This window comes from Bacillus sp. FSL K6-2839 (assembly GCF_038003365.1).
Classification (GTDB): Bacteria; Bacillota; Bacilli; order Bacillales; family Bacillaceae; genus Bacillus.
Window position 1 is genome coordinate 421,557 of record NZ_JBBOOZ010000001.1, and the last position, 22,031, is coordinate 443,587.

At 41.2% G+C, this 22,031-nt stretch carries 22 protein-coding genes and 2 other annotated features; of the genes, 14 read left to right on the forward strand and 8 right to left on the reverse strand.

Annotation, left to right across the window (positions count from 1 at the left end; genetic code table 11):
* Positions 1-21: 21 nt before the first annotated feature.
* Positions 22-1,203 carry an MFS transporter gene (locus tag MHH26_RS01780; RefSeq protein ID WP_307499293.1) on the reverse strand — a complete coding sequence of 394 codons (1,182 nt, stop codon included), beginning with the start codon at positions 1,201-1,203 and terminating at the stop codon, positions 22-24.
* 75 nt (positions 1,204-1,278) lie between these two features.
* Between MHH26_RS01780 and MHH26_RS01785 the strand changes: the two genes are divergently transcribed.
* The 3 genes from MHH26_RS01785 (at position 1,279) to MHH26_RS01795 (ending at position 3,638) form a co-directional block, all read left to right on the forward strand.
* Positions 1,279-1,656 carry an OsmC family protein gene (locus tag MHH26_RS01785; RefSeq protein WP_307499294.1) on the forward strand — a complete coding sequence of 126 codons (378 nt, stop codon included), beginning with the start codon at positions 1,279-1,281 and terminating at the stop codon, positions 1,654-1,656.
* A 64-nt stretch (positions 1,657-1,720) separates the two neighbouring features.
* A complete protein-coding gene (gene cax / locus MHH26_RS01790; RefSeq protein WP_034665131.1) occupies positions 1,721-2,788 on the forward strand; it encodes a calcium/proton exchanger in 1,068 nt (355 codons plus the stop codon).
* A gap of 67 nt (positions 2,789-2,855) precedes the next feature.
* The gene (locus MHH26_RS01795; protein ID WP_034665127.1) at positions 2,856-3,638 is read left to right on the forward strand and encodes a YfkD famly protein; all 783 of its coding nucleotides are present in this window, start codon (positions 2,856-2,858) and stop codon (positions 3,636-3,638) included.
* Positions 3,639-3,995: 357 nt separating this feature from the next.
* On the opposite strand, the gene MHH26_RS01800 is transcribed toward MHH26_RS01795, so the two are convergent.
* From MHH26_RS01800 to yfkAB, 4 genes are all read right to left on the reverse strand, one after another.
* The gene (locus MHH26_RS01800; protein WP_340972038.1) at positions 3,996-4,715 is read right to left on the reverse strand and encodes a YebC/PmpR family DNA-binding transcriptional regulator; all 720 of its coding nucleotides are present in this window, start codon (positions 4,713-4,715) and stop codon (positions 3,996-3,998) included.
* A 131-nt stretch (positions 4,716-4,846) separates the two neighbouring features.
* Positions 4,847-5,248, reverse strand: coding sequence for a nuclear transport factor 2 family protein (locus tag MHH26_RS01805; protein WP_307499297.1), 402 nt, complete (start codon positions 5,246-5,248; stop codon positions 4,847-4,849).
* Between the two features lie 101 nt (positions 5,249-5,349).
* Positions 5,350-6,186, reverse strand: coding sequence for a mechanosensitive ion channel family protein (locus tag MHH26_RS01810; RefSeq protein WP_340972041.1), 837 nt, complete (start codon positions 6,184-6,186; stop codon positions 5,350-5,352).
* A 7-nt stretch (positions 6,187-6,193) separates the two neighbouring features.
* Complete coding sequence (yfkAB, locus tag MHH26_RS01815; RefSeq protein ID WP_340972044.1) at positions 6,194-7,315, reverse strand: radical SAM/CxCxxxxC motif protein YfkAB; 1,122 nt, start codon at positions 7,313-7,315, stop codon at positions 6,194-6,196.
* Between the two features lie 146 nt (positions 7,316-7,461).
* Here yfkAB and MHH26_RS01820 point away from each other — a divergent pair, with 146 nt between their 5' ends.
* Together MHH26_RS01820 and pdaA are read left to right on the forward strand one after the other, a co-directional pair.
* Entirely contained in the window at positions 7,462-7,653 is a 192-nt protein-coding gene (locus tag MHH26_RS01820; RefSeq protein ID WP_012009274.1) for an SE1561 family protein, read from the forward strand.
* A gap of 101 nt (positions 7,654-7,754) precedes the next feature.
* On the forward strand, positions 7,755-8,546 hold the full coding sequence (gene pdaA, locus MHH26_RS01825; protein WP_106051670.1) for a delta-lactam-biosynthetic de-N-acetylase: 792 nt from the start codon (positions 7,755-7,757) through the stop codon (positions 8,544-8,546).
* A gap of 34 nt (positions 8,547-8,580) precedes the next feature.
* Here the strand turns inward: pdaA and MHH26_RS01830 are convergent, their stop codons facing one another.
* The 3 genes from MHH26_RS01830 to MHH26_RS01840 all read right to left on the reverse strand — a co-directional run bounded on the left by MHH26_RS01830 (position 8,581) and on the right by MHH26_RS01840 (position 10,704).
* A complete protein-coding gene (locus MHH26_RS01830; protein ID WP_340972049.1) occupies positions 8,581-9,072 on the reverse strand; it encodes a DUF2716 domain-containing protein in 492 nt (163 codons plus the stop codon).
* A gap of 32 nt (positions 9,073-9,104) precedes the next feature.
* Positions 9,105-10,064 (reverse strand): magnesium/cobalt transporter CorA, encoded by a 960-nt coding sequence (gene corA, locus MHH26_RS01835; RefSeq protein ID WP_066031160.1) that lies wholly within the window; start codon positions 10,062-10,064, stop codon positions 9,105-9,107.
* Positions 10,065-10,197: 133 nt separating this feature from the next.
* Positions 10,198-10,704, reverse strand: a complete 507-nt coding sequence (locus MHH26_RS01840) for a hypothetical protein (protein WP_060595786.1) — start codon at positions 10,702-10,704, stop codon at positions 10,198-10,200.
* Between the two features lie 432 nt (positions 10,705-11,136).
* Between MHH26_RS01840 and MHH26_RS01845 the strand changes: the two genes are divergently transcribed.
* The 9 genes from MHH26_RS01845 to MHH26_RS01885 all read left to right on the forward strand — a co-directional run bounded on the left by MHH26_RS01845 (position 11,137) and on the right by MHH26_RS01885 (position 22,030).
* Positions 11,137-12,006, forward strand: coding sequence for a DNA-3-methyladenine glycosylase family protein (locus tag MHH26_RS01845; protein WP_307499302.1), 870 nt, complete (start codon positions 11,137-11,139; stop codon positions 12,004-12,006).
* Between the two features lie 102 nt (positions 12,007-12,108).
* The gene (rlmD, locus tag MHH26_RS01850) at positions 12,109-13,494 is read left to right on the forward strand and encodes a 23S rRNA (uracil(1939)-C(5))-methyltransferase RlmD (RefSeq protein WP_307499303.1); all 1,386 of its coding nucleotides are present in this window, start codon (positions 12,109-12,111) and stop codon (positions 13,492-13,494) included.
* 135 nt (positions 13,495-13,629) lie between these two features.
* Positions 13,630-14,040, forward strand: a complete 411-nt coding sequence (locus MHH26_RS01855) for a DUF6508 domain-containing protein (RefSeq protein ID WP_340972056.1) — start codon at positions 13,630-13,632, stop codon at positions 14,038-14,040.
* Positions 14,041-14,256: 216 nt separating this feature from the next.
* Entirely contained in the window at positions 14,257-15,084 is an 828-nt protein-coding gene (locus tag MHH26_RS01860; RefSeq protein WP_307499305.1) for a MerR family transcriptional regulator, read from the forward strand.
* Positions 15,085-15,110: 26 nt separating this feature from the next.
* Positions 15,111-16,298: an MFS transporter gene (locus MHH26_RS01865; protein WP_307499307.1), complete on the forward strand. Its 1,188-nt coding sequence runs from the start codon at positions 15,111-15,113 to the stop codon at positions 16,296-16,298.
* A gap of 191 nt (positions 16,299-16,489) precedes the next feature.
* Positions 16,490-17,338: a DNA alkylation repair protein gene (locus MHH26_RS01870; RefSeq protein ID WP_340972062.1), complete on the forward strand. Its 849-nt coding sequence runs from the start codon at positions 16,490-16,492 to the stop codon at positions 17,336-17,338.
* A 234-nt stretch (positions 17,339-17,572) separates the two neighbouring features.
* On the forward strand, positions 17,573-18,757 hold the full coding sequence (locus MHH26_RS01875; RefSeq protein WP_340972067.1) for a DUF1835 domain-containing protein: 1,185 nt from the start codon (positions 17,573-17,575) through the stop codon (positions 18,755-18,757).
* Between the two features lie 74 nt (positions 18,758-18,831).
* Positions 18,832-19,055: a binding site (T-box leader), on the forward strand.
* Positions 19,056-19,092: 37 nt separating this feature from the next.
* Positions 19,093-19,317: a binding site (T-box leader), on the forward strand.
* Positions 19,318-19,367: 50 nt separating this feature from the next.
* Entirely contained in the window at positions 19,368-21,290 is a 1,923-nt protein-coding gene (gene thrS / locus MHH26_RS01880; RefSeq protein ID WP_340972070.1) for a threonine--tRNA ligase, read from the forward strand.
* A 173-nt stretch (positions 21,291-21,463) separates the two neighbouring features.
* Positions 21,464-22,030, forward strand: a complete 567-nt coding sequence (locus tag MHH26_RS01885; protein ID WP_340972071.1) for a hypothetical protein — start codon at positions 21,464-21,466, stop codon at positions 22,028-22,030.
* Position 22,031 lies beyond the last annotated feature (1 nt).

Sequence of the window (22,031 nt, forward strand, 5' to 3'; positions counted from 1 at the left end):
CATAGCGCAGGGGAGTTTTTTTCATTTAGAAATGGATGCATTGGAGCTTTCACCCACTGCTGCCGTTCGCCCAAATCGAACGCAGAAAAACACGAATAATATCACGATGCTGACAAGGTAAAGTAAATTCATTCCTTCAAACGTTTGCACAAAGATTCCACCGAGAACAGGCCCGAGAATACTCCCCGCACTAAACGCCATCCCGCACATCAAATTTCCAGCAGGCAGCAGATGCTTTGGCAATAAGTCGGTCATATAACTGATGCCAAGTGAGAAGGTAGAGCCTACAGCCATTCCGGCAATAAAGAAACAAATCGCAACAGCCAAAACCGATTGAATGAAAATTCCTGCTAGTAGGAAAAAGAAAGACCCGACGAGTGTGACACATAAAATGATGCGGCGCCTGCCAAACCGGTCGCTGAGCATCCCGAGAGGTAGCTGAAAGACAATACTTCCAATGGCAAACGCAGGTAAAATAAACGCAACTGCATCTACTGTTACCCCGCTTCTGAGTGCATAAACAGGGAAGTTGCTATTGAGTGTCGTTTCTAAAAAGCCATAGCAAAAAGGCATCATAAAGGCGACCCAGCCAAATTGAAAGGCTTTCTTAAAGCGCTTCAAACTGTTTGTCTGCTCTGACGTCTGCACTTCGCCCGTATCTGGATATGTATTTTTCAAAACAAAAACAAGCAGCCAAATACATAAACTAACGGCACCAGAAACAATGAAAGGTAAAGATGGGTTGATTTCAATGAGTGGTGTTAAAAAAGGTCCAGCGGCAAAACCGAGTCCAAAGGATAACCCATACAATGAAATATTTCGCCCGCGATTTCTCGATGACGATGCATAGGTCACCCACGTCTGTGTAGAGAAATGCAGCATATGATCACCAATCCCGATCATGAGCCGCAGGAAGAACCAGACGACATAAGATTCAAAAAACACAAAGCTAAACAAGCTTAAAAAGACAGCAGCGCCCCCAATGACAATTAACGGCTTAAACCCAAACCGGCGAAGCGGCGCTTCCATAAAGGGAGATGCTAGCAGCACGCCAAGATATAAGCCTGTGGCATGCAGACCGTTTAACGTAGGAGAAGTGCCGGCATGTTCAAAAATAATCGAAATGACAGGCAATAACGCTCCCTGCGAAAAACCAGATACAGATACAAGTAAAATTAAAATCATAAAGTGAATTCTCGACATAAGAAGCTCCTTACAAGTTCATATTTTCATCGTACAATGGAACCATAGGGGTTTCAATAGAAAGGTGGAAAAGGAATGAAACTGATATACGAAACGGACCGGTGGATTGCGGGAACAGATGAAAAGCAGCTGTATATCTCAGGAAAAGAAGAAATGGGGTACAGGCCATCTCAATTGTTCACCTCAGCTATTGCAGGCTGCTTTGGAGAAATGCTCATTCATGTATGCCGGAAAAAGCGAATATCCTGTGAAGGGCTGACGATCACACCTGAAACGACAAGAGGAGGAGCTGTAAACAAAATCTCCCGTATTCATTTACATATCATTTTTGAACACATCAATACATCTAAAGAACAAATAGATAAAGTCATCACAATTGCTTTGAAGCATTGTTCGATGGTGCAGTCTGTGAAAGGAAGTATTGAGGTCACCTTTTCACACGAGCGAATCTAAATGTATATGATGCCGGCACTCACGAAAGAATAACAATCAGACATATGTAAAGGAGAATGGCTGTATGAATCGTTTGTTTCTTGTGATTGTCGCAATTGGTGTGCCGCTATCGGTCATTGGCAGTTTTCTTCATTTCCCGCAGGTCATCATGTTTGCCGTGTATTGTATCGCCATTATTGGTCTTGCTAGTTTTATGGGAAGAGCCACAGAAAGTCTTGCCATCATAGCGGGCCCAAGAATTGGCGGGCTTTTAAACGCCACATTTGGAAATGCGGTAGAGTTAATTATTTCATTTTTTGCATTAAAGCAAGGACTGACAGCTATTGTACTTGCTTCATTAACTGGATCAGTTATCGGAAACTTACTGCTTGTGGCGGGGCTGTCTTTTTTCGTTGGCGGATTAAAATATAAGCGCCAAGTGTTCAATGTCCACGATGCAAGGCACAACTCGGGCTTGCTCATGTTTGCCATTATTGTGGCGTTTGTCATTCCAGAAGTGTTTTCGGTGGAGATGGCTGAGGATAAACAATTTGTTTTAAGCATTGGAATTAGCATTGTGATGATTTTGCTTTATGTCGCAGCGCTCTATTTCAAACTGGTCAGCCACCGCGGAGTCTATGTTGCCAAGCTGGAGAGCATGGACGGGGAAGCGGAGACGGAAGAAGAAACACCTGAATGGTCTGGTAAGTTTGCCACTGTGATTTTGCTGCTTGCGACGATTGCCGTTGCGTACATTTCAGAGCGCCTCGTCCATACATTTGATACGGTGGGAGAACAATTTGGCTGGAGTGAGCTGTTTATCGGAGTCATTATTGTGGCCATCGTCGGAAATGCCGCAGAACATGCCTCTGCTGTCATCATGGCGTATAAAAACAAAATGGATGTCGCAGTGGAAATAGCTTTTGGTTCCACACTTCAGGTTGCGATGATGGTGGCACCAATCCTTGTCATCAGCTCGCTTTTTTTCAATACGCAGATGCCGCTCATTTTCTCCTTACCAGAGCTTATTGCGATGGCATCCGCTGTATTACTCACAGTCATTTTATCTAATGACGGAGATACCAATTGGTTTGAAGGTGCCACATTGCTTGCTGCCTATTTCATTATGGCGATTGGATTTTTCCTTTTATAATCTTTTGTGGATAAGGGACGTCTTTGCGGAAAATACTATGGAAAAATGAATGAGAAAGAGTGATGATATGAAAAAGATGCCCCGCATCATGTTTGTTGTTCTCTTATCCTTAAGTTTTCTATACAGCTTTCCACTAGAGGCGGCGAAGCCATTTAAAGTGCCATCCTCTGTCGCCAGTATCTCAAAGGAGAATACGTATCCGAATGCGTCACAGGATCAGCCCCTGCTCCAGCCGAGTGAGCTGACAGCTGAATTGTTCAAAACAACGAATGTACCGATTGAAAATACCCATTTGATCAAAATGCTGAATGAATCCAGCATTTCAGGGACGCCATTAGCGGTTGGATACCGCGCGACCATTTTCCTCGGGAGATGGGCGCTGAGCTACGATTCAAACGAAACGGTTGCGAACTGGGAATACAAAAAAGTGAATACGAACCACATTGATAATAGAGGCGGCAACAAAACAGCCATTGGAAAATACGTTCAAAAGCAGCAAGTGAAAGTGAGCGGCGGGCTCACAGCAAAGGTGCCAAACCCGGAAGATGTGAAAACATTGATGATGCAAAAAGCCATTCAAAAAACAAAGCTGCCCCTCGCTTTTGACACAGTGATTGGCGCAGGAACAAAACGAGATCAGTCGTACCATGTATCTCCGAAAAAAGCAGCTTCGCTTCATGCCTATGCACCAGCGATTAACGAAAAAGGAAAGGTGACATACGGAGAAGTGTACCTTGTGCTTAAAGGAAATAAACGAAAACTCGTCGTGAAAAACGTGACCTCGCAAGGAATCGGCGCTTGGATTCCTGTGCAGGATCACCTGACGTTTGGTTTTCAAGGGATGAATTAAAACAGTCATCTCCTCTTATCAAGAGAGGAGATGACTGTTTTTTTGCTAATTGGATTTCTCTTTTTCCCGTTTCAGTTCACTCTTGTAAAAATCAAAGAGGTTATAGAAAAACCATAAGATGAAAAGAAAGAAGATCACTTTAGTCAATATCGTTAAATTGTTGAAAATAAAACATAGACCAAGAAACGGGAGGATCATAAATCCATAATAAGAAAACCATCATGTTTTAAAGATGGAACTCAGCTCCTTAAAAACTTGTAGAAATTAACATGATATTCACATGGTACATTTTTTTGAGAAAATAAAAAAGCCATAGTAGAAGTTGAATGAACCCAACCACTACTATGGCTTAAATTTTTATTCCCCTAAATCCACATTATGATAAACCTGCTGCACGTCTTCAAGCTCTTCTAATACATCGATTAGTTTCTCGAATTGTGCTTTAGATTCATCGTCTAATGTCACTTCGTTTTGAGGAAGCATCGTGATTTCAGCGACAGTAAATTCTTGAGCGCCGGCTTGTTTGAATGCTTCTTGTACTTGATGGAATTGATCTGGTTCAGCGTATACGATCACCGTTTCATCTTCTTCCATGATGTCACGTACATCGATATCTGCTTCCATTAACAGTTCAAGCGTTTCTTCTTCGCTTTTCCCTTCGACACCGATGACTGCCGTTTGGTCAAACATGTAAGCAACAGAACCACTTACGCCCATGTTTCCACCGTTTTTCCCGAAGGCTGCTCGAACATCTGACGCTGTGCGGTTGACGTTATTGGTGAGGGCATCAACGATCACCATCGATCCACTTGGACCAAATCCTTCGTAGCGCAGCTCATCGAAATTCTCTTCCGCACCGCCTTTTGCTTTTTCAATGGCACGGTCTACAATGTGTTTTGGGACACTATATGTTTTTGCACGTTCTAGGACAAAACGAAGTGCTTGGTTTGATTCTGGGTTTGGCTCACCTTGTTTGGCAGCCACATAGATTTCACGCCCGAATTTTGCGTAAATACGACTTGTACTGGCATCCTTTGATGCTTTCTTTTCTTTAATGTTGTTCCACTTACGACCCATCTTATTCACTCTCTTTCACTTAGTAAATACACAGTATGAGGGTCCCCATGCTGCATGAAATCATTCTGCCTTCTATTATACATGAATCAGTCAAGAGGATAGAAGTAAGAGGGCTGAAATGAAGAGATTTCTCAGTTGATGTGTCCAAGCTGTTCAAGCGTTTCATGCTGCTTGTGAGATTTCGTCAGCTCGTCGCACCGAATGATCCTGCCATCTAATAACGTGAAAAGAGCCATGACATCAATTAAACCCCGATCCCCGCTTGCGAGTTCCACATGTACAGTGTAACGAAAACACCCTTGCTGCGTATCTTCATCAAATAACACATCATGAAAAGCGGGGATCTCAAGCTGTTTTGTCAATCCTTTTAATGTGGATAGATGCTTTTTAAACTCATCAAGTGTCGAAACCTTTCCATCAGTCACTTGCTGATAATCAGGTGAAAAATAAGCCTCCACTTTTTCTATATTGAATTTGATTAATACCTCTTCATACATCTCTTTAATAAATGATATCGCTTCTTTTTTTGTCATGAATCAACATCCTCTCTTTATGTTAACTAGTTAACTATATTCCATTATAATTAACTAGTTAACAAAAAACAATCAAAAAAATAACCCCATCATAAATGAGGTTATTTTGCTGGCTGGGGATAAACGAGATCTTCAAGCAATTTGACATCATGCTGATGAAGTTGTTTGATCATTTCTTTTCGGACAGCGAGGGCAGCATCGAAGTATTTTTCGTCTTCGACCATTCCTTTCACTGTGATCTCAATCCCGCGGTTCAGCTTGTTCAGGCCCATAATGCCATGGACTTGAAACGGTTCAATGGCATGTTGAAATTCATCTTTTTTGAGAAAATCATGATGTATCTGATTTAAATTGTCACAGGCCGTTTCGAGTGCTTGAAAGGCTGTATCTGGGTTTTGATTCGCACTAATTAATACAGACTCCGTAATCCGCATGTAGTGCATGTTATAGTTTTGAATTTGCCGGATGTCTCCGTTAGAAATGGTTAACAGCTTGCCGCTCCATTCTCTAATTTGCAGAGAGCGGAGACCAATCTCTTCAATCGTTCCATTAAAGAGGTTATTTACTGTCACATAATCCCCTTTATGAATCTGACGTTCATAGATCAGAAAAATGCCTGCTAAAATATCGCGAATCAGCGTCTGGGCGCCAAAACCGATGACGATCCCAGCAACACCAGCACCTGCAAGAATTTTCCCGAAATCATGAAAGAAGAGAGAAATGACATACATTACAAAGCAAATCGAAGCGGTGTATTTTGTAACAGATTTGACCAAGCTCTCGATCGTTTTTTTCTTCTTGTCCTCTATAAACTCCGTTCGTTTAAAGAAAATTTGAAGCGCTTTGTTAATCATAAAGACGGCAAGCCAAAGAACGAGTCCAACAAGGAGAATTTCAATGTATTTGTTCTTGACTATTGTCAGAAAAGTATCGTCCATCTATCGGTTACCCCCTGGCTGTACGAGAAGTAAAATCAACATCTTGATAATAGCTGTTTTTCACAAGAACATTCGGACCGAGGCATTGTACGCTTGGACAATGGCAATTCAGCTCTTTTGCTAATTTTGTGTCCATCCAGCGTGAATAAGCAGATTGCAACGTATCAGTAGCAATGTTTCCAAGCGCCGGTGTATCGCCAAAGTCTGTCACAATAATATTCCCATCAAAAATATTCACATTCAAACGTGAGCGGCCGTCAGGGTCATTTCGTACTGTAACATTTTTCTCCTGGCGTAATCGCTTGAGGAGGCGCTGGTCTTCTTCATCTGTGCTGCAAGAATAAAATGGCAGGGTGCCAAACAGCATCCATGTGTTCTGATCACGAATATTCAGCAGCTGATGAATCGCATCACGCATTTGCGGTAGCGTCAATGATTCAAGGGCGCTGGCAAAATCACTTGGGTACATCGGGTGAACCTCGTGGCGCTGGCATTTCATTTCCTCCACGATTTGCCGGTGGATGTGTTCAATATATGGAAGCGTGCGCTTATTCAGCATGGTTTCAGCAGATACGGTAACACCTGCTTTGACAAGTGCCCGGCTATTTTCAATCATGCGGTTAAATAATTTCTCGCGCTGCTCAAAGGTTGGTTTTCTGTCCATCATCGCAAAACCGACCGTTGCAAACTCTTCGACAGTTCCCCAGTTATGTGAGATGTGAAGGACATCTAAGTATGGAATAATTTCTTCATATCGCGCCAAATCAAGTGTTAAGTTTGAATTGATCTGTGTACGGACGCCGCGTTCATGGGCATATTTTAATAAAGGGACGACATATTCCCGCACAGATTTGAGAGAAAGCATAGGCTCTCCGCCTGTAATACTGATTGAGCGCAGGAGCGGAACTTCATCTAAACGGCGAAGTAACAAATCAAGCGGCAGTGCATGTGGGTCTTTCGGCTGCAAAGTATAGCCAACCGCACAGTGCTCACATCTCATGTTACACAACGTCGTTGTCGTAAATTCAATATTTGTCAGCTTCATTTCTCCGTAATCCTGCACATCGAGATAGGCTTCCCAAGGGTCATATGCAGGTGTAATCGGACGAAGTGCTGTTTTTTGGTTCATGGTATCTATCTCCTTTTCATTCGGGCAAACGTGGACCCGCCAACAGTTAATTTTAAGCCCCATCACCGTTATACGCAAGTGGGGTTTCATTGATTTACAAGGGAAAAAAAGATAAGCTAGAAACAAATGCTAAAGGGAGTGTATCTATGGGCAAGGCAGCAGACAGCAAAGAGCAGCAGGTTGATTATTTAAAGAACCGATTAGATATGTTTATGAATGTGATTGATTCATTAGATCCTGAATCAACAGATGTTGAGGATATAGACAGACTGATCCAGATGATTGACGACTTAGAAGCGAAATATGAACGGTTTAAAAACGATTGGAAGGAAGAATAGCTCGCGCAGTGCGGGCTTTTTTCTTTAATTTGGCAGGTGAATCAATGTATGAGTCTCGGTCTTATTCTGCACAATAGAAGAAAAACCGGGAAGTGACGTAAATGAAAAAATACATGCTCATCTGTTTATGTGCGCTTTTTGTATCCATGCCTCTCTCAGAAGCGGAAGCCGTGTCTAATAAGCCCGTCCATTGGGGATTTGCGAAAAGCAAAGAACACAAGCCAGCAGATGCGGGTAAAGAATTGAACGTCCTTTTAAAAAAGTATGATGCCTTTTATTTAGGAAACACGAAAAAGAAAGAGATTTATTTTACCTTCGACAATGGCTATGAAAATGGGTACACGCCGAAGATCTTAGATGTGCTGAAAAAACATCAAGTACCAGGCACCTTTTTTGTGACAGGGCACTTTGTAAAGGATCAGCCTGAGCTCGTCAAACGGATGGCAGAGGAAGGTCATATCATTGGCAACCACTCCTATCACCATCCAGATTTAACAACAAAGAGTACGAAAGAAATCAAAGAAGAGCTGGGGCGTGTCAATGAAGCCGTGTACAAAATCACTGGAAAACAAGACAACCTCTATCTTCGTCCGCCGCGCGGTGTATTCAGTGAAAGAGTGCTGAAGGAAACAAAAGAGCTCGGCTACCAAACCGTTTTTTGGTCAGTGGCGTTTGTGGACTGGCATATTCATCATCAAAAGGGAAAACAGTATGCTTACGATCAAATGATGAAGCAGGCGCACCCAGGTGCCATTTACTTACTTCATACCGTCTCAAGGGACAATGCAGAGGCATTGGATGATGCCATCACGGCCCTGAAAAAACAAGGTTATTCCTTTAAAAGCCTAGACGATCTCATGCTTGAAAAAGTATGGCATCTCCCTCAGCTATAGAAAAAAGCTTGCAGAAGACCTGCGAGCTTTTTCTTTATCCTTCTCTTATTTTACGCTGAAACAAAATCGGGTGATGACGCGTAAAAGAGTCAATCAAGCCCTCACCAAAAATCGTGATTGTTTGCTCCCAAGGATGTCCTAGCAAGCCCCAATGCATCTCTTTTGATAAAAAGAAATCATAATCCCCGTTAGGAAGCACAGGGACTCTCCATTCCCCAATTTCATCTTTTTCAAATGACTCGTATGGTGTGATCCAGTAGCATTCGTGCTGCCAATCGAGTGCCAGCATATATTCGTCTGTTCTCATATGCTCCTGAAAAGCAAGTAACGCTTTCTCTTCAAGGTCTTTCTCCGCATGTAGAAGGGAAGGGTCCTCAAAATAAGCAGAAATATCATATGTAATATAAGGAGATGGTACGTGGAATGAGGGAAAACGAGAGATGCTTGGATTAAATTTGAAATCTCGATAGAACGTCTTCCATACCAGCCTTAGTTCTTGATGAGTCAATGGAATCCAGTTTTCCACCTTAACCGCCCCCAAGCTATTCTCTCAACAAATTATTTGAAAATGCGGAACCATCCTTTATGCTTAAACCACAAAAGCATACCCGAGACGAGCAGACCCATGAAAATCAGCACCCCAAAATAGCCATACTTCCAGTGTAATTCAGGCATGTTATCAAAGTTCATTCCGTACACCCCAACAATAAAGGTCAGTGGGATAAAAATAGTCGACACAATGGTCAATGTCATCATGATCGCATTCATTCGATTGGAATTCAGCGTCTGATAGCTGTCTCTTAAATCTGCTGTCATTTCTCGGTTCGATTCGACAATCTCTGTTAATTTCAATAAGTGATCATAAATATCATTAAAATATGCTTGACGATTTGTATCGCTTTTCATCATGTGCGTGTTTACAATACGATATAAAAGATCCCTCATCGGGATAATCGTTCGTCGCAGCTTGAGCAAATCGGATCGAATTCCGAATACTTCGTTCATCAGCGTTCCATATGTTTTATGACCTTCTTCATCCTCAATTTCATTCAGCCTGTCCTCAATTTGATAAATAATAGGGAAATAATCATCGGTAAGCTGATCAATCAGCATATAAGCAATATGCTCAGGTCCGCTATTTCGGGTTTTGTCAGATTCTTTGAGCTTTCGAATGACACGGTCAATGTATGGCGCCTCCTTCAAATGAAAGGTCACGATATAATTGTCACCGACAAACAGATCGATTTCCTCAGATCGAAGCGTCTTTTGATTCAGGGCATGAAGCACGAAAAATAAATACCCTTCATAAAAATCAAGCTTCGGCCGCTGTAAATAATGGAAGCAATCCTCAATCGCAAGCGGATGGAACTGAAAGTATTCCTTCAAAAGCGCTGCTTCCTTTTCTGTTGGCGCATGGAAATCAATCCAGTACCAGGCGATATCGGGGCTTGAAAGCTGCTGTAATGTTGCATGTTCAATCAAGTCGCCGTTTTTTGTCACTGCAATTTTTTTCAGCATGTGCACCCCTCCAGACTTGCATTATATCATGAAGCAGCACCGGTGAACTTATACGTGTTCTGCATAAAAAAAGCCGATCTCATCACTGAGATCGGTCCAATGTGCGTGTATGATTGATGGATAAAAACGAGAATTAAGGACGACGGAAGTTGACGAAACCACCGTTACGGTCGAACCAGCCTCTAAATGCCCAGTTGATGTAGCCGCCGTCACCTTTGTTTGTGAAAGATCCATTTTCAAATACCCAAACTCCGTAAGTAATGCTTCCGTATTTCACAGTAGCAAACGTTTTGACTCCGTTGAAACGAGTCTCATAACCTTGGCTTAAGTTAAATACCATGACATTGTATTTTGAGCCCGCAGCATAGAAAGCAGACTCCATTAGTCCTTTGACAAAGCCTTCACGGTTTGTGTTAGCATTTGCAGCATTGATTAATGCATTAGCTATACCAAGTACGTCAAAGTTAATATTAACGTTTCCTGCGGTTGTAGATGCTTTACTTTCAACAGCTTTGTTTAAAACAGTTTGCTGAACAGTAGTTGAAACTGGAGTAGTTTTTTGTTCAGCAGCGTCAGCGAATACTGGTAGTGTCGAAGAAACAGCAGTGGCAAGGGCAACAGAAAGAATGGTTTTTTTCATTGGTCGGATCTCCTTTGTTTTTAAATTTTGGGTCTTTCTTTTCGTAAAAAGTGAAACTAGGTGAAGCCGGTTATCAATGAGGTAAAATATGGTCCTGCAAGATAAAACAAATGATTGCCTAATCAGCTAATTCCTTTGTTCACCTCCTTGATATGTCATAATTATACAAATGTTTTCGGAATAGAAGATATCACCCAGAGGTTCTATTTCTAATTTAAGGTAAATAATCCTAAAATATTGAAGGATGCTGTCGAATTTTAGCTGAATTCGACTAAAAATGTTTCTTCATCCAAAAGGAAAATGACCGTAAATAAGGAAGATATAACTGATAAATTCTTGTACTCTTTATGTTTAAAAGTATTCAATATGGAGAATCATTCATGCAAAGTGAAACAATCGCATCTGCGTGTTTGCAGAAAGGAAGAGGAAAACATGTGGGAAAAAGAGCTGGTGGTGGAGCCGCCGTATCATTTCGATCAAGTGCTCAGACGCTTATCAAGTGATCCATTAAAAGCAGTCGATTTGAATAAACGAGAAATCAAAGTACCAATTAGGTTAGAACAAAAATCACACGTTGTCGTCGTTCAAGCCATCGGAACAAAAGAAGCACCCACGTTTCGGGTGCAAGGAAAAGGTCCTGAGGAACCTCTCATATCTGAGGTGAAGCGGATATTTGGTATGGAGCATCAATTACACGCTGTGCATGAGCATTTTTCTCAAACGAATTTAGCGTCCATATTTGAGCGTCATGTCGGGACACCGCTCATGCTGGATTTTCATTTATATCATTGTTTGATGAAATGCATCATTCATCAGCAGCTCAATCTGGCGTTTGCTTATGAGCTCACGAAACGGTTTGTTCATACGTACGGTGAGCAAATAGAAGGTGTTTGGTTTGATCCTTTACCGGAAGCCATCGCCTCACTTGAAACAGAGGATTTGAGAAAGCTCCAATTTAGTCAGCGGAAAGCGGAATATGTCATCGATGTATCGAAGCGAATTGTGAGCGGCTCTCTTTGTTTAGAAGAATTACACGATTTAACTGATCTGGAGGTGGAAGAACGTCTGCTTCCGATTAGAGGGATTGGACCTTGGACAGTTCAAAATGTGCTCATGAATGGACTTGGAAGACCAAATCTCTTTCCGATGGCAGATATCGGTATTCAAAACGCCATCAAGCGGCACTTTGACCTGCCTGAAAAGCCGACAAAAGAAGAAATGGCAGCATTAAGCAAGGAGTGGACCCCGTATTTAAGCTACGCTTCTTTATATTTATGGAGAAGCATTGAGACAGATAAATAAATGAAAGGGATTTTCTCTCTTTGTCCAAGTCATGATATACTAATGAGATGGAATAAAATGAAGACAACCTATCAAGGGTTCAGATAGAACGGAGAGAATGAAGTGAAGGAAAAACAGCAAGGTGCCCTTTTACAAAAGGGACAGCAGTTCCCGCTTACCATTAAACGCCTTGGCATTAATGGGGAAGGGGTCGGTTATTTTAAAAAGCAAGTGGTCTTTGTCCCGGGTGCGCTTCCAGGCGAAGAAGTGGTTGTGGAAGCAACGAATGTCCAAGCAAAATATGCAGAAGGTACGGTTAGAAAAGTCCGAAAGCGCTCCGAGCATCGAGTGAAACCGCCATGCCCAGTATACGAGCAGTGCGGAGGCTGTCAGCTACAGCATTTGGCATACGAGCAGCAGCTAAAGGAAAAACGAGATATTGTCATTCAATCAATGGAACGACACACGAAGCTATCGGTCGAAACGCTAGATATTAGACCAACGATCGGCATGGAAGATCCGTGGCACTACCGAAACAAAAGCCAGTTCCAAGTAGGGCGTTCTCACAGCGGTGACATCATTGCTGGACTTTACGGACTGAACTCTCATAAGCTTGTACCGATCAAGGAATGTATCGTGCAGCATCCAAATACGAACAAAACAACGGGCGTTGTCCGCAAAATCTTAGAGAAATTCGGTGTATCGGTCTACAATGAACGGACAAGAAAAGGCGACGTACGCTCAATTGTCGTGCGTGTCGGCTTTGAAACAGGGGAAGTACAAGTCGTCCTTGTCACATCGAAACCTGAATTTCCAAAGAAAAAAGAAATCGCCGAAGCCATTCAAAAACGTCTGCCAGAAGTGACGTCCATTATGCACAATGTCAACGGTGAAAAAACGTCGGTTATCTTTGGCCATAAGACATCTCACCTAGCTGGCAACATGGTCATTCAAGAATTTTTAGGAGACGTCTCCTTTGAACTGAGTGCACGTGCTTTCTTCCAATTGAATCCGAAGCAAACGCTAAAGCTTTACGACGAAGCGAAAAAAGCGGCCAAACTGACTGGCAAAGAAAAGGTTGTCGATGCATATTGCGGCGTTGGAACCATTGGTATGTGGCTCTCAGATGGTGCAAAAGAAGTAAGAGGAATGGATGTCATCAAAGAATCGATTGATGATGCCAAGAAAAATGCCAAAAAACACGGCATGAAAAACGCGACCTATGTGACAGGAACAGCTGAACACTGGCTGCCAAAATGGGTCAAAGAAGGCTTCCGTCCTGACGTCATCGTCGTGGACCCGCCAAGAACAGGCTGCGAGCGCACCTTCTTAGACACTGTCAAACAAGTCAAACCAAAACGCTTTGTCTACGTCTCTTGCAACCCATCCACACTAGCAAAAGACCTTGAATACATGTCAAAAGACTACAAAATCGAATACATGCAGCCATTGGATATGTTTCCGCAAACGGCGCATGTGGAGACAGTTGTATCAATGGTTAGAGTATAAAAAGTGAAGTGAATAAAGACTGTCCGTGATTTGAATACTGGTGTCTAGCTGGTAGGATGATCACGGATTTTTTTTATACTGATCCATAGGTGTCGATCAGAGTAAACCATATAAAGGAGATAGAGGAGGATGAAAATGAGTCAATTCGATATTCTAACAAAATACATACCACTGCTTCAGGAAGATCATATTGGAGAATGGGTAATCGATCAAGAAAATGATGGCACAGCTGAACATCCGATTCAGATGCCCTTTGTGAATTATTCCGAAACGGTTCGTCACTTGATCGAAGATGTTTATACCTTTGCAAAACAACATCAAGAGCTGCAGCTTACCCGCTACAGAGAGAACCTCAAAGAAAATGGGATTGAAGGTGGATCGAACGATATGGAGAATGTGGACATTTCAAATTTAAATGCGCAGTGTGTGCTTGCTCTCATGATGGGGGTTGTAAGAGCCGAACGATTTAGCGAGGGTGCCATATTCAATTTCTTTAAAAGTGGAGATATTGTAAAGTGCCTGGAAAGATTGGATTGTTTGGAGTAAATGAATAAATTCAAGGGGTGATGGCATGTGCTCCGCTCTTATCAGAAAGCATTCTTTTAAAAGTGAATCGAAAACCTTCGTTTTAGGCACTATTTGAAAATAGTGCTTTTTTGTTTCTACCGAAGCGAATCGACATTTTTAAATTCTTCAGTTGACTTTCCCCTTAACTGAAAGGTTTATACTTTGATCAGATCAACAAAACGGAGGAGATGCAGGATGTTCAAGATTGGTGATTTTTCTATGTTAAGTAAAGTCCCTGTCAAAACCTTAAGATATTATGACCAAATTGATTTATTAAAGCCTAAGCAGATCGATCAGGATTCGGGATACCGTTATTACTCAGCTGAGCAGCTGCTTGAGGTCAATCGAATTTTTCTGTACAAGGAATTGGGCTTTACGTTAAAGCAAATGGCTCAGCTGCTTCGTGAAGATATTTCGGTAGAGCAGATTCAGGGCATGTTTCTGCTGAAAGAAAGTGAGATTCAGCAATTGATCGAGAGAGAACAACAGAAATTAGCGCGTATTAAGGAGCGGATGCACCTCATCAAACGAGAGGGGTGTGTTGAAAAAGAACAGGAGGTCATCATCAAATCTGTTGAAAGCAAACGCATCATGTCTTTTCAAACTAACGGAACTGTTGATGAGATCCCCTCATTCTTTCAAACGTTTCATCATTTATTACTTAAAAATCAACAAGAATCGATCTCGGGACCACAAGTGGTGCTGTGGAGGGACTCATTCGAAAAAGAAAGTGAGTTCGAATTTGAGGTAGGGTATTCCGTCAAATCGTTAAGGGGCACTCTTCCTCAAGGAATCAAGATACGTACGTTACCTGCAGAAGAAACCATGGCGACGCTGTTATTTCATTCACATTCTCCATCCGCACAAACTGCTTGTATTGACCTGGCAACATGGATCGAAAATAACGGATACCGCGTGAAAGAAGACCAGCCGGGCCGAGAGATTTATTACCCTTTGTCTGAAAATGAAGAAGGCAGACTCATTGAAATTCAAATTCCTATTAAAGATGAGATCAAATCGTAAACTTTGCCCAAAGGAGAAAAGTCACGATGAAAAATAAAACCGTTGTCTATTTACTTGCATTAGCAGCCTTTTTAATTGGAACGATTGAATATATCATTACAGGCATTATCCAGATGGTCGCAGATGATTTACATGTCACGACGTCTGCTGCTGGATTATTGGTCACGTCTTTAGCTCTCTCAGCAGCCATCGGCGCACCGATTGTCATTGCACTGACGATCAATATGGACCGCAGAAAAATACTATCATGGATGCTGATCATTTTTATTTTAAGTAATTTCATCACAAGTGTCAGCCATTCGTTTGAAATGGTAATGATGACAAGGATTTTACAAGGAATCAGTGGGGGGACGGCTATTGTAGTGGCAATGGCTGTTGCGACTCGTCTTGTAGAACGTGAAAAAAGAGGAACAGCCATTGGCATCATTTTAATGGGATTAAGCAGCTCCTTGGTTTTGGGCGTTCCCATCGGGACATTTCTAAGCAGTATAATCGGATGGAAAGCATTATTCGCAACCATTGGATTGATCACGCTTATTCCGCTGATTGTTGTGTATAGGCGAATTCCCTCTATGAAAGAACAAGAACCGGTGACACTTGGTATGCAATTATCGATTTTAAAAGATAAGCGAATATTACTTGCGGTGTCAGTGACGCTATTCTATGTAGGTGGATATTCCACGTTATTTACCTATTTAACGCCCTTCCTGCAAGCATCAGCAAACCTTAGTATCACAGAAATCAGTGGCATTTTATTACTAGCTGGAATATGCAGCTTTTTGGGCTCCAGCCTTGGAGGGATTGCGGCAGATAAAAAGGGCCCAATATTCACGATTTTCTCAGGAATCATTTTGCAAATCATCATGCTCATGCTGCTAGCATTTGTCACAGGGAATCTCGTGGTCATGGTGGCTGTCATCATGATATGGATGATCGCTACATGGAGCACATCACCAGCTCAGCAGCTATATCTTGTAACACTTGTACCAAAATCTCCTGATATCGCATTAAGTGTCAATACATCATTTATTCAATTCGGATTTGCCTTAGGCTCTGGTGTAGGAGGGATTTTGTTAAGCGAAACATCTATATTAAACCTAAGCTGGATCAGTGCTGGAACCGTTTTTCTCGCTTTACTCATGACCATTCTAATGGTGGCGTTTGACCGTTTTTCTCAGCATAAGAGTTTGAAGGTGCTCGAACAAGGAAGCTAACTTAAATTCAATTTTGTATAGAAGGAACTACTTATTTCGGGTAGTTCCTTTTTGATTTGAAGAATGAACCAGTGAAGTTGTATATTTGCTACAATAGGAGTCAATATCCAAAGAATGAAGGCATCAACAAATTTCTTTTAAAAACGATGAATGTCTAACAAAAGAACTGCTAGACGAGGAGAGAAAATAGAATGCAAATAAGTGAGGATATCATCAATCGAAAAGGCGCTCGAAAGGGGACTGATATCCCTCGTGACGTCTGGATCCTTTTGAATCAGGGAGAGATCGAAAGTGTGAATTTAACTGAATGGCTGGCTGTCAATCATATGACGCTAATACAGCATGTTTTGCCGTCCGTTGGTTTAGACCATTATATAGACGATATTTCATCTGAGATCACTAAACAAAAAGCTGAATCAGGAATGAAAGCAATTCGTCTCATCGGTCAATTGTTAGATGAAGTGCTACACGAAGAGAATGAGGAAAAACAAGCGGAAGTACTACAGGCATTTGCTCACCACGTATCTGATAGCGTTCGCTGTTGGGCTGCTTATATGAACAAACAACACTTATCAACTCTGGAAGAGAAACTTGCGTACATTCAGCCATTTGCAGCTGATCATCATTTTGGTGTACGAGAAATTGCGTGGATGTCAGTGAGAGAAAGCCTCAGTCATCAGCTTGATCAAAGTATAGAATATTTAACAGAATGGGCAAAAAGCGGGGATGAAAATATTCGCCGGTTCTCTGTAGAGTCGATCCGTCCTAGAGGGGTATGGACAAAGCATATTGAGTTATTAAAACAAGAGCCAGAGAGGGCACTGCCTATTCTAAATTTACTCAAATCCGATCTATCAACATATGTTCAAGATTCTGTAGGAAACTGGCTCAATGACGCTAGTAAAACACAGCCAAATTGGGTCATGAACCTTTGCGAACAGTGGTCTAAGGAATCTGATACAAAAGCGACTAGCAGAATTATCAAGAAAGCGAAGAGAACGATTTGTGAAGGGGAATCTGTGAATAAGAGCTTGAACTGAAATCCTTTTTTGAGGGGATTTCTATCTATAAATCATTCAGAAAGAAAAGTCTCAAAGCGAGCTCAGTAAACAGATTGCTCCATTTCGTGGGATATAGTCTCTTCAATTCTGCATTCTATATATATCTTATCCTCTCATTGTCATACTTTTGAATGAAATTGACTCAATAGAATTGACGCAAGAGCCATGAATAGGTGAAGATGAAATAAACTGTAAGATAAAGGGAGACAAATGATGATACATATCGTATTTGGGGCAGCACCTGCCGGTAGTTTAAAACAAGCATTACGTGAAATGAAGCAAGATCAAGTAAATAATATTATCGCCTTTGATGACATTTATTCGATTGGACCCCTTTTGCATTTGCATGAACATGAAGGACAGGAGAAGCGTATAGAGTGGCTGCGTAACGTGATATCAAATGAATTTGGCTATTTTGATGACATGGTCAACGATCAGCATAGAATGCTTCAACAAATAAAAGATATAAAAGATGGTACGCGTATCCTCATCTGGACAGGCAGTAATGCACATGAGCAAATTGGTTTACGATATGCCATCTATTTATTAAAAGAGAAAAACATTGAATTGACTCTACTCAATACAACGACTGCATTTGATCAGCTGTTCAATACAAATACAAGACGAATGGATATTCGCCATGCCGGGGAAATTACAACTGAAAAATTGAAGGTTTTGTACAGATGTAAAGAGCACATTCACGCAGTATCAAAAGAAGAAAGAGAGAAATTACAAAACGAATGGCTTTCATTTGCTAAAGAAAATCATACGCTGCGGATATGGCAAAAAGGAAAAACGATCAGTGTACCAGAAGATGAATTTGATGCTTATTTAGTGAAAATGGCTAAGCGGCTTCATCAGTCCGAGCCAGAAGAGGAGTACATCGTAACTCCACGCTTAATAGGAGAAGTCATTGGTCATTTAGATCAGTATATCGGTGATGATTTTATCGAGTATCGGATAAAGACATTAATTGATCAAGGCATTTTTGACATGATAGGACGACGAACTTCCATGCGTTATTACTCAATTAAACTGACAGAATTCGGTCAGCACTTCAAAAAATGGGTGTGCTGCCGTGAATTTGAGGATCATCCTTTTGTGAAAATTGAAGGAGATTACGGTGGTGAACCTTTTCATTGTGGGCATTGTCAATGTCATCTAGAAAGAGATGATATACCAATGAGCGATACACTTTTCTCAAAGATCTGGAATTGGAACATACAGTATGGCCGCTGGTTTGACGAAGAGACAGATGATTTGCTATCAAATGGTGCAGACATGGAAAAGAAATTCAATCAAGAAGGAGAGCGTATCACAGAAGAAGTGAAACGAGCCTTATCCCCTGCGTTTCAAATTGAATACAGCCCAAGTCAATACACGCAACATATCATTTAAAGAATGAATTTCAATTGCTCTGCACAAAATAAAGCTTTACATGTTCTATCATCATCATGTAAGATATGGAGAAATTAAAAGCGAAGAAAAGGACATGAGCCATTTTTGCTGGGTACCAGAGAGGGAAGTTACGCTGAAATCTTCCTAACGCAGGAAATGGTCTTACCACCTTTGAGCTGTATTGGGGAAAATTGAAGTATCCAATACCGACTATGCCGCGTTACGGCACCAGAGCCATAAAGCGAATACGCATTATGGGAATTTGGGTGGAACCACGGATCACACATTCGTCCCTCTATGAGGGATGGGTGTGTTTTTTTGTTCACTCATATATCATCATTGCTTTGAAAAGGACATGAGCAGCTTTTATCGGTTACCAGAGAGGGAAGTCACGCTGAAATCTTCCTAACGCAGAAAAGTTGTCTTACCACCTTTGAGCTGTATTGGGGAAAATTGAAGTATCCAATACCGACTATGCCGCGTTACGGCACCAGAGCCATAAAGCGAATACGCATTATGGGAATTTGGGTGGAACCACGGATTACACATTCGTCCCTTTATGAGGGATGGGTGTGTTTTTTTATTTCAAAAAAAGAAAGGTGTGTCAGTCATGAGAGAAAAATTGGTGAAGATTCAATTTCCAGATGGAAAGATAAAGGAGTTTTCTGCAGGTACGACTGTCGCAGATGTTGCCTCCCATATTAGCCCGAGTTTAAGGAAAAAAGCAGTGGCAGGAAAGATCAATGATCAATTGGTCGATGTAAGTCACCAGCTGGACAGCGATGCTGGGCTGTCTATTGTCACACTCGATTCAAAAGAAGGGCTTGAAGTGCTGCGCCATACATCTGCACACATATTAGCCCAAGCGGTGAAAAGGTTATACGACAATGTCACACTTGGAATCGGACCTGTTATCGAAAATGGATTTTACTATGATATGAAGCTCAATCAAACATTAAGTGTAGAGGATTTGGCTGTAATTGAAAAAGAAATGGAAAACATCATAAACGAGAATCATCTCATCCAAAGAAAAGAGGTATCTTACAAAGAAGCTGAATCGTTGTTTGCACATGATCCATATAAGCTGGATATTTTAAAAGGTCTACCCTCTCAAGAAGCCATCACAGTTTATCAGCAAGGAGAATTTATCGACTTGTGCCGTGGACCACATTTACCTTCTACTGGGTACTTAAAGTCATTTAAACTAACACGTGTTGCAGGGGCTTATTGGCGGGGAGACAGTCATCAAGATGTATTGCAGCGAGTGTATGGTGTAGCGTTTCAACATTCAAAACAACTAGCTGAATATCTTCATTTCATGGAAGAAGCAAACAAGCGTGATCACCGAAAATTAGGGAAACAATTATCACTATTTATGTTTTCAGAAGAAGCGCCAGGTATGCCGTTTTATTTACCAAAAGGTCAGCTTGTCAAAAATGAATTAATGGCTTTTTCTAGAGAAGTGCGAGGCAAAGCGCAATATGAAGAAGTGAGCACACCGTTTATGATGAACCAAGAGCTTTGGGAAAAGTCGGGACACTGGGATCATTATCATGAAAATATGTATTTCTCAGAAGTAGACCATACAAGCTTTGCTTTAAAGCCGATGAATTGTCCAGGACATATGCTCATGTTTAAAAATAGCTTATATTCATACAGAGACCTTCCGATCAGGATGGCTGAATTTGGTCAGGTGCATCGTCATGAATTTAGCGGAGCATTAAATGGATTGTTCAGGGTCAGGACATTTTGCCAAGATGATGCCCATATTTTTTTGAGAGAAGATCAAATTGAAGCTGAAATCAAACAAATTTTCCAATTAGTTGATCATGTGTATCGGACATTTGGGTTTGAGTACTCTGTGGAACTATCCACTCGTCCTGAAAAAGCGTTAGGCGATGATGCCATTTGGGATATCTCTGAATCAGCGCTAAAGAATGTGCTTGATCGGCTAAAAGTCGATTACCAGCTAAATGAAGGAGATGGCGCATTCTATGGCCCGAAGATCGATTTTCATATGAAAGATGCTTTGCAGCGGAGCCACCAATGCGCCACAATTCAGTTAGATTTTCAAATGCCTGAGAAATTTGATTTAACATATATCAATGAAAAAAATGAAAAGGTACGGCCAGTTGTCATTCATAGTGCCATTTTCGGTTCTCTGGATCGTTTCCTTGGCATTCTCATCGAGCATTTTGCAGGCGCCTTCCCGTTATGGCTGGCACCAGTACAAGTACAAATCATCCCTGTCTCAACGGTTCACCTCGACCACTGCGTTGAGGTGCAGCAGCAATTAAGAAGGATCGGAATAAGAGTGACAATAGATGAACGGGATGAAAAACTCGGCTATAAAATGAGAGAAGCACAAATGCAAAAAATCCCTTATATCGCTGTCATTGGCGATACAGAAATGCAAGAAAAAACACTGAACATCAGACAGCATGGAGAAAAGACATCTAGACAGCTGTCTGTTGATGACTTTAAACACCTGGCAGCCCACCAAATAAAAAACAGATCAGCTGTTCAAATATGATGTGCTGATTTCATGAAGAAAGATAAGACGTTCATTGAATGATGGGCGTCTTTTCATTTGCGAAAAAAGCCGAATTGACAGTTGAAAGGGAAAATATTGAAACATTTTTTCAGTAAAATCGTAATAAAGATAGAGCGTTCAACAGAAACATTTAAAACGGAGAGGAGTATTACATGGAACAAGCTGCACTGAAAAAGATGAGGACGAAACAAATAGCTGTCTCTAATTTAATAGCCGCTATCATAATCGTCGCTTTTTTTATGTTGATCCAAATTGTTGAAATTCGATTTACACATTTCTTTCTTTGTTTAGGAATTTTAATGCTCCTTCAAAGCATTTATGGTTTTATTAAAAAAGGATCAACAAAGTCTTTCATTCCAATTTTCGAGCAGATAGCTATTTATGAAAAAGAAAAATTGGGGAAAGAGTGGGAGAAAGAACAGAAGATGGATAATGTTTGGAAACTGATATTGAGTGGGCTTATGTTCTTTCAGTCTTTTAGCTTCCAAGATGTATCGAACCCATTCTTTGATATCCAACCTATATTTCTACTTTTCTTATTGATTATGGCTCTAGCTCTTATCAATATTAGCATGCTTTTTCGCTTTAGAAAAATCGACCGATCTACTGAAGTCGAATTAACAGGTTATACAAAAGAGTCAAACATAATGGGAATTGCTTTAGGACTCTTGATGGCTATTGTCATCTTCATCTTTATCGTTATTTTTGTTCTTCCATAAA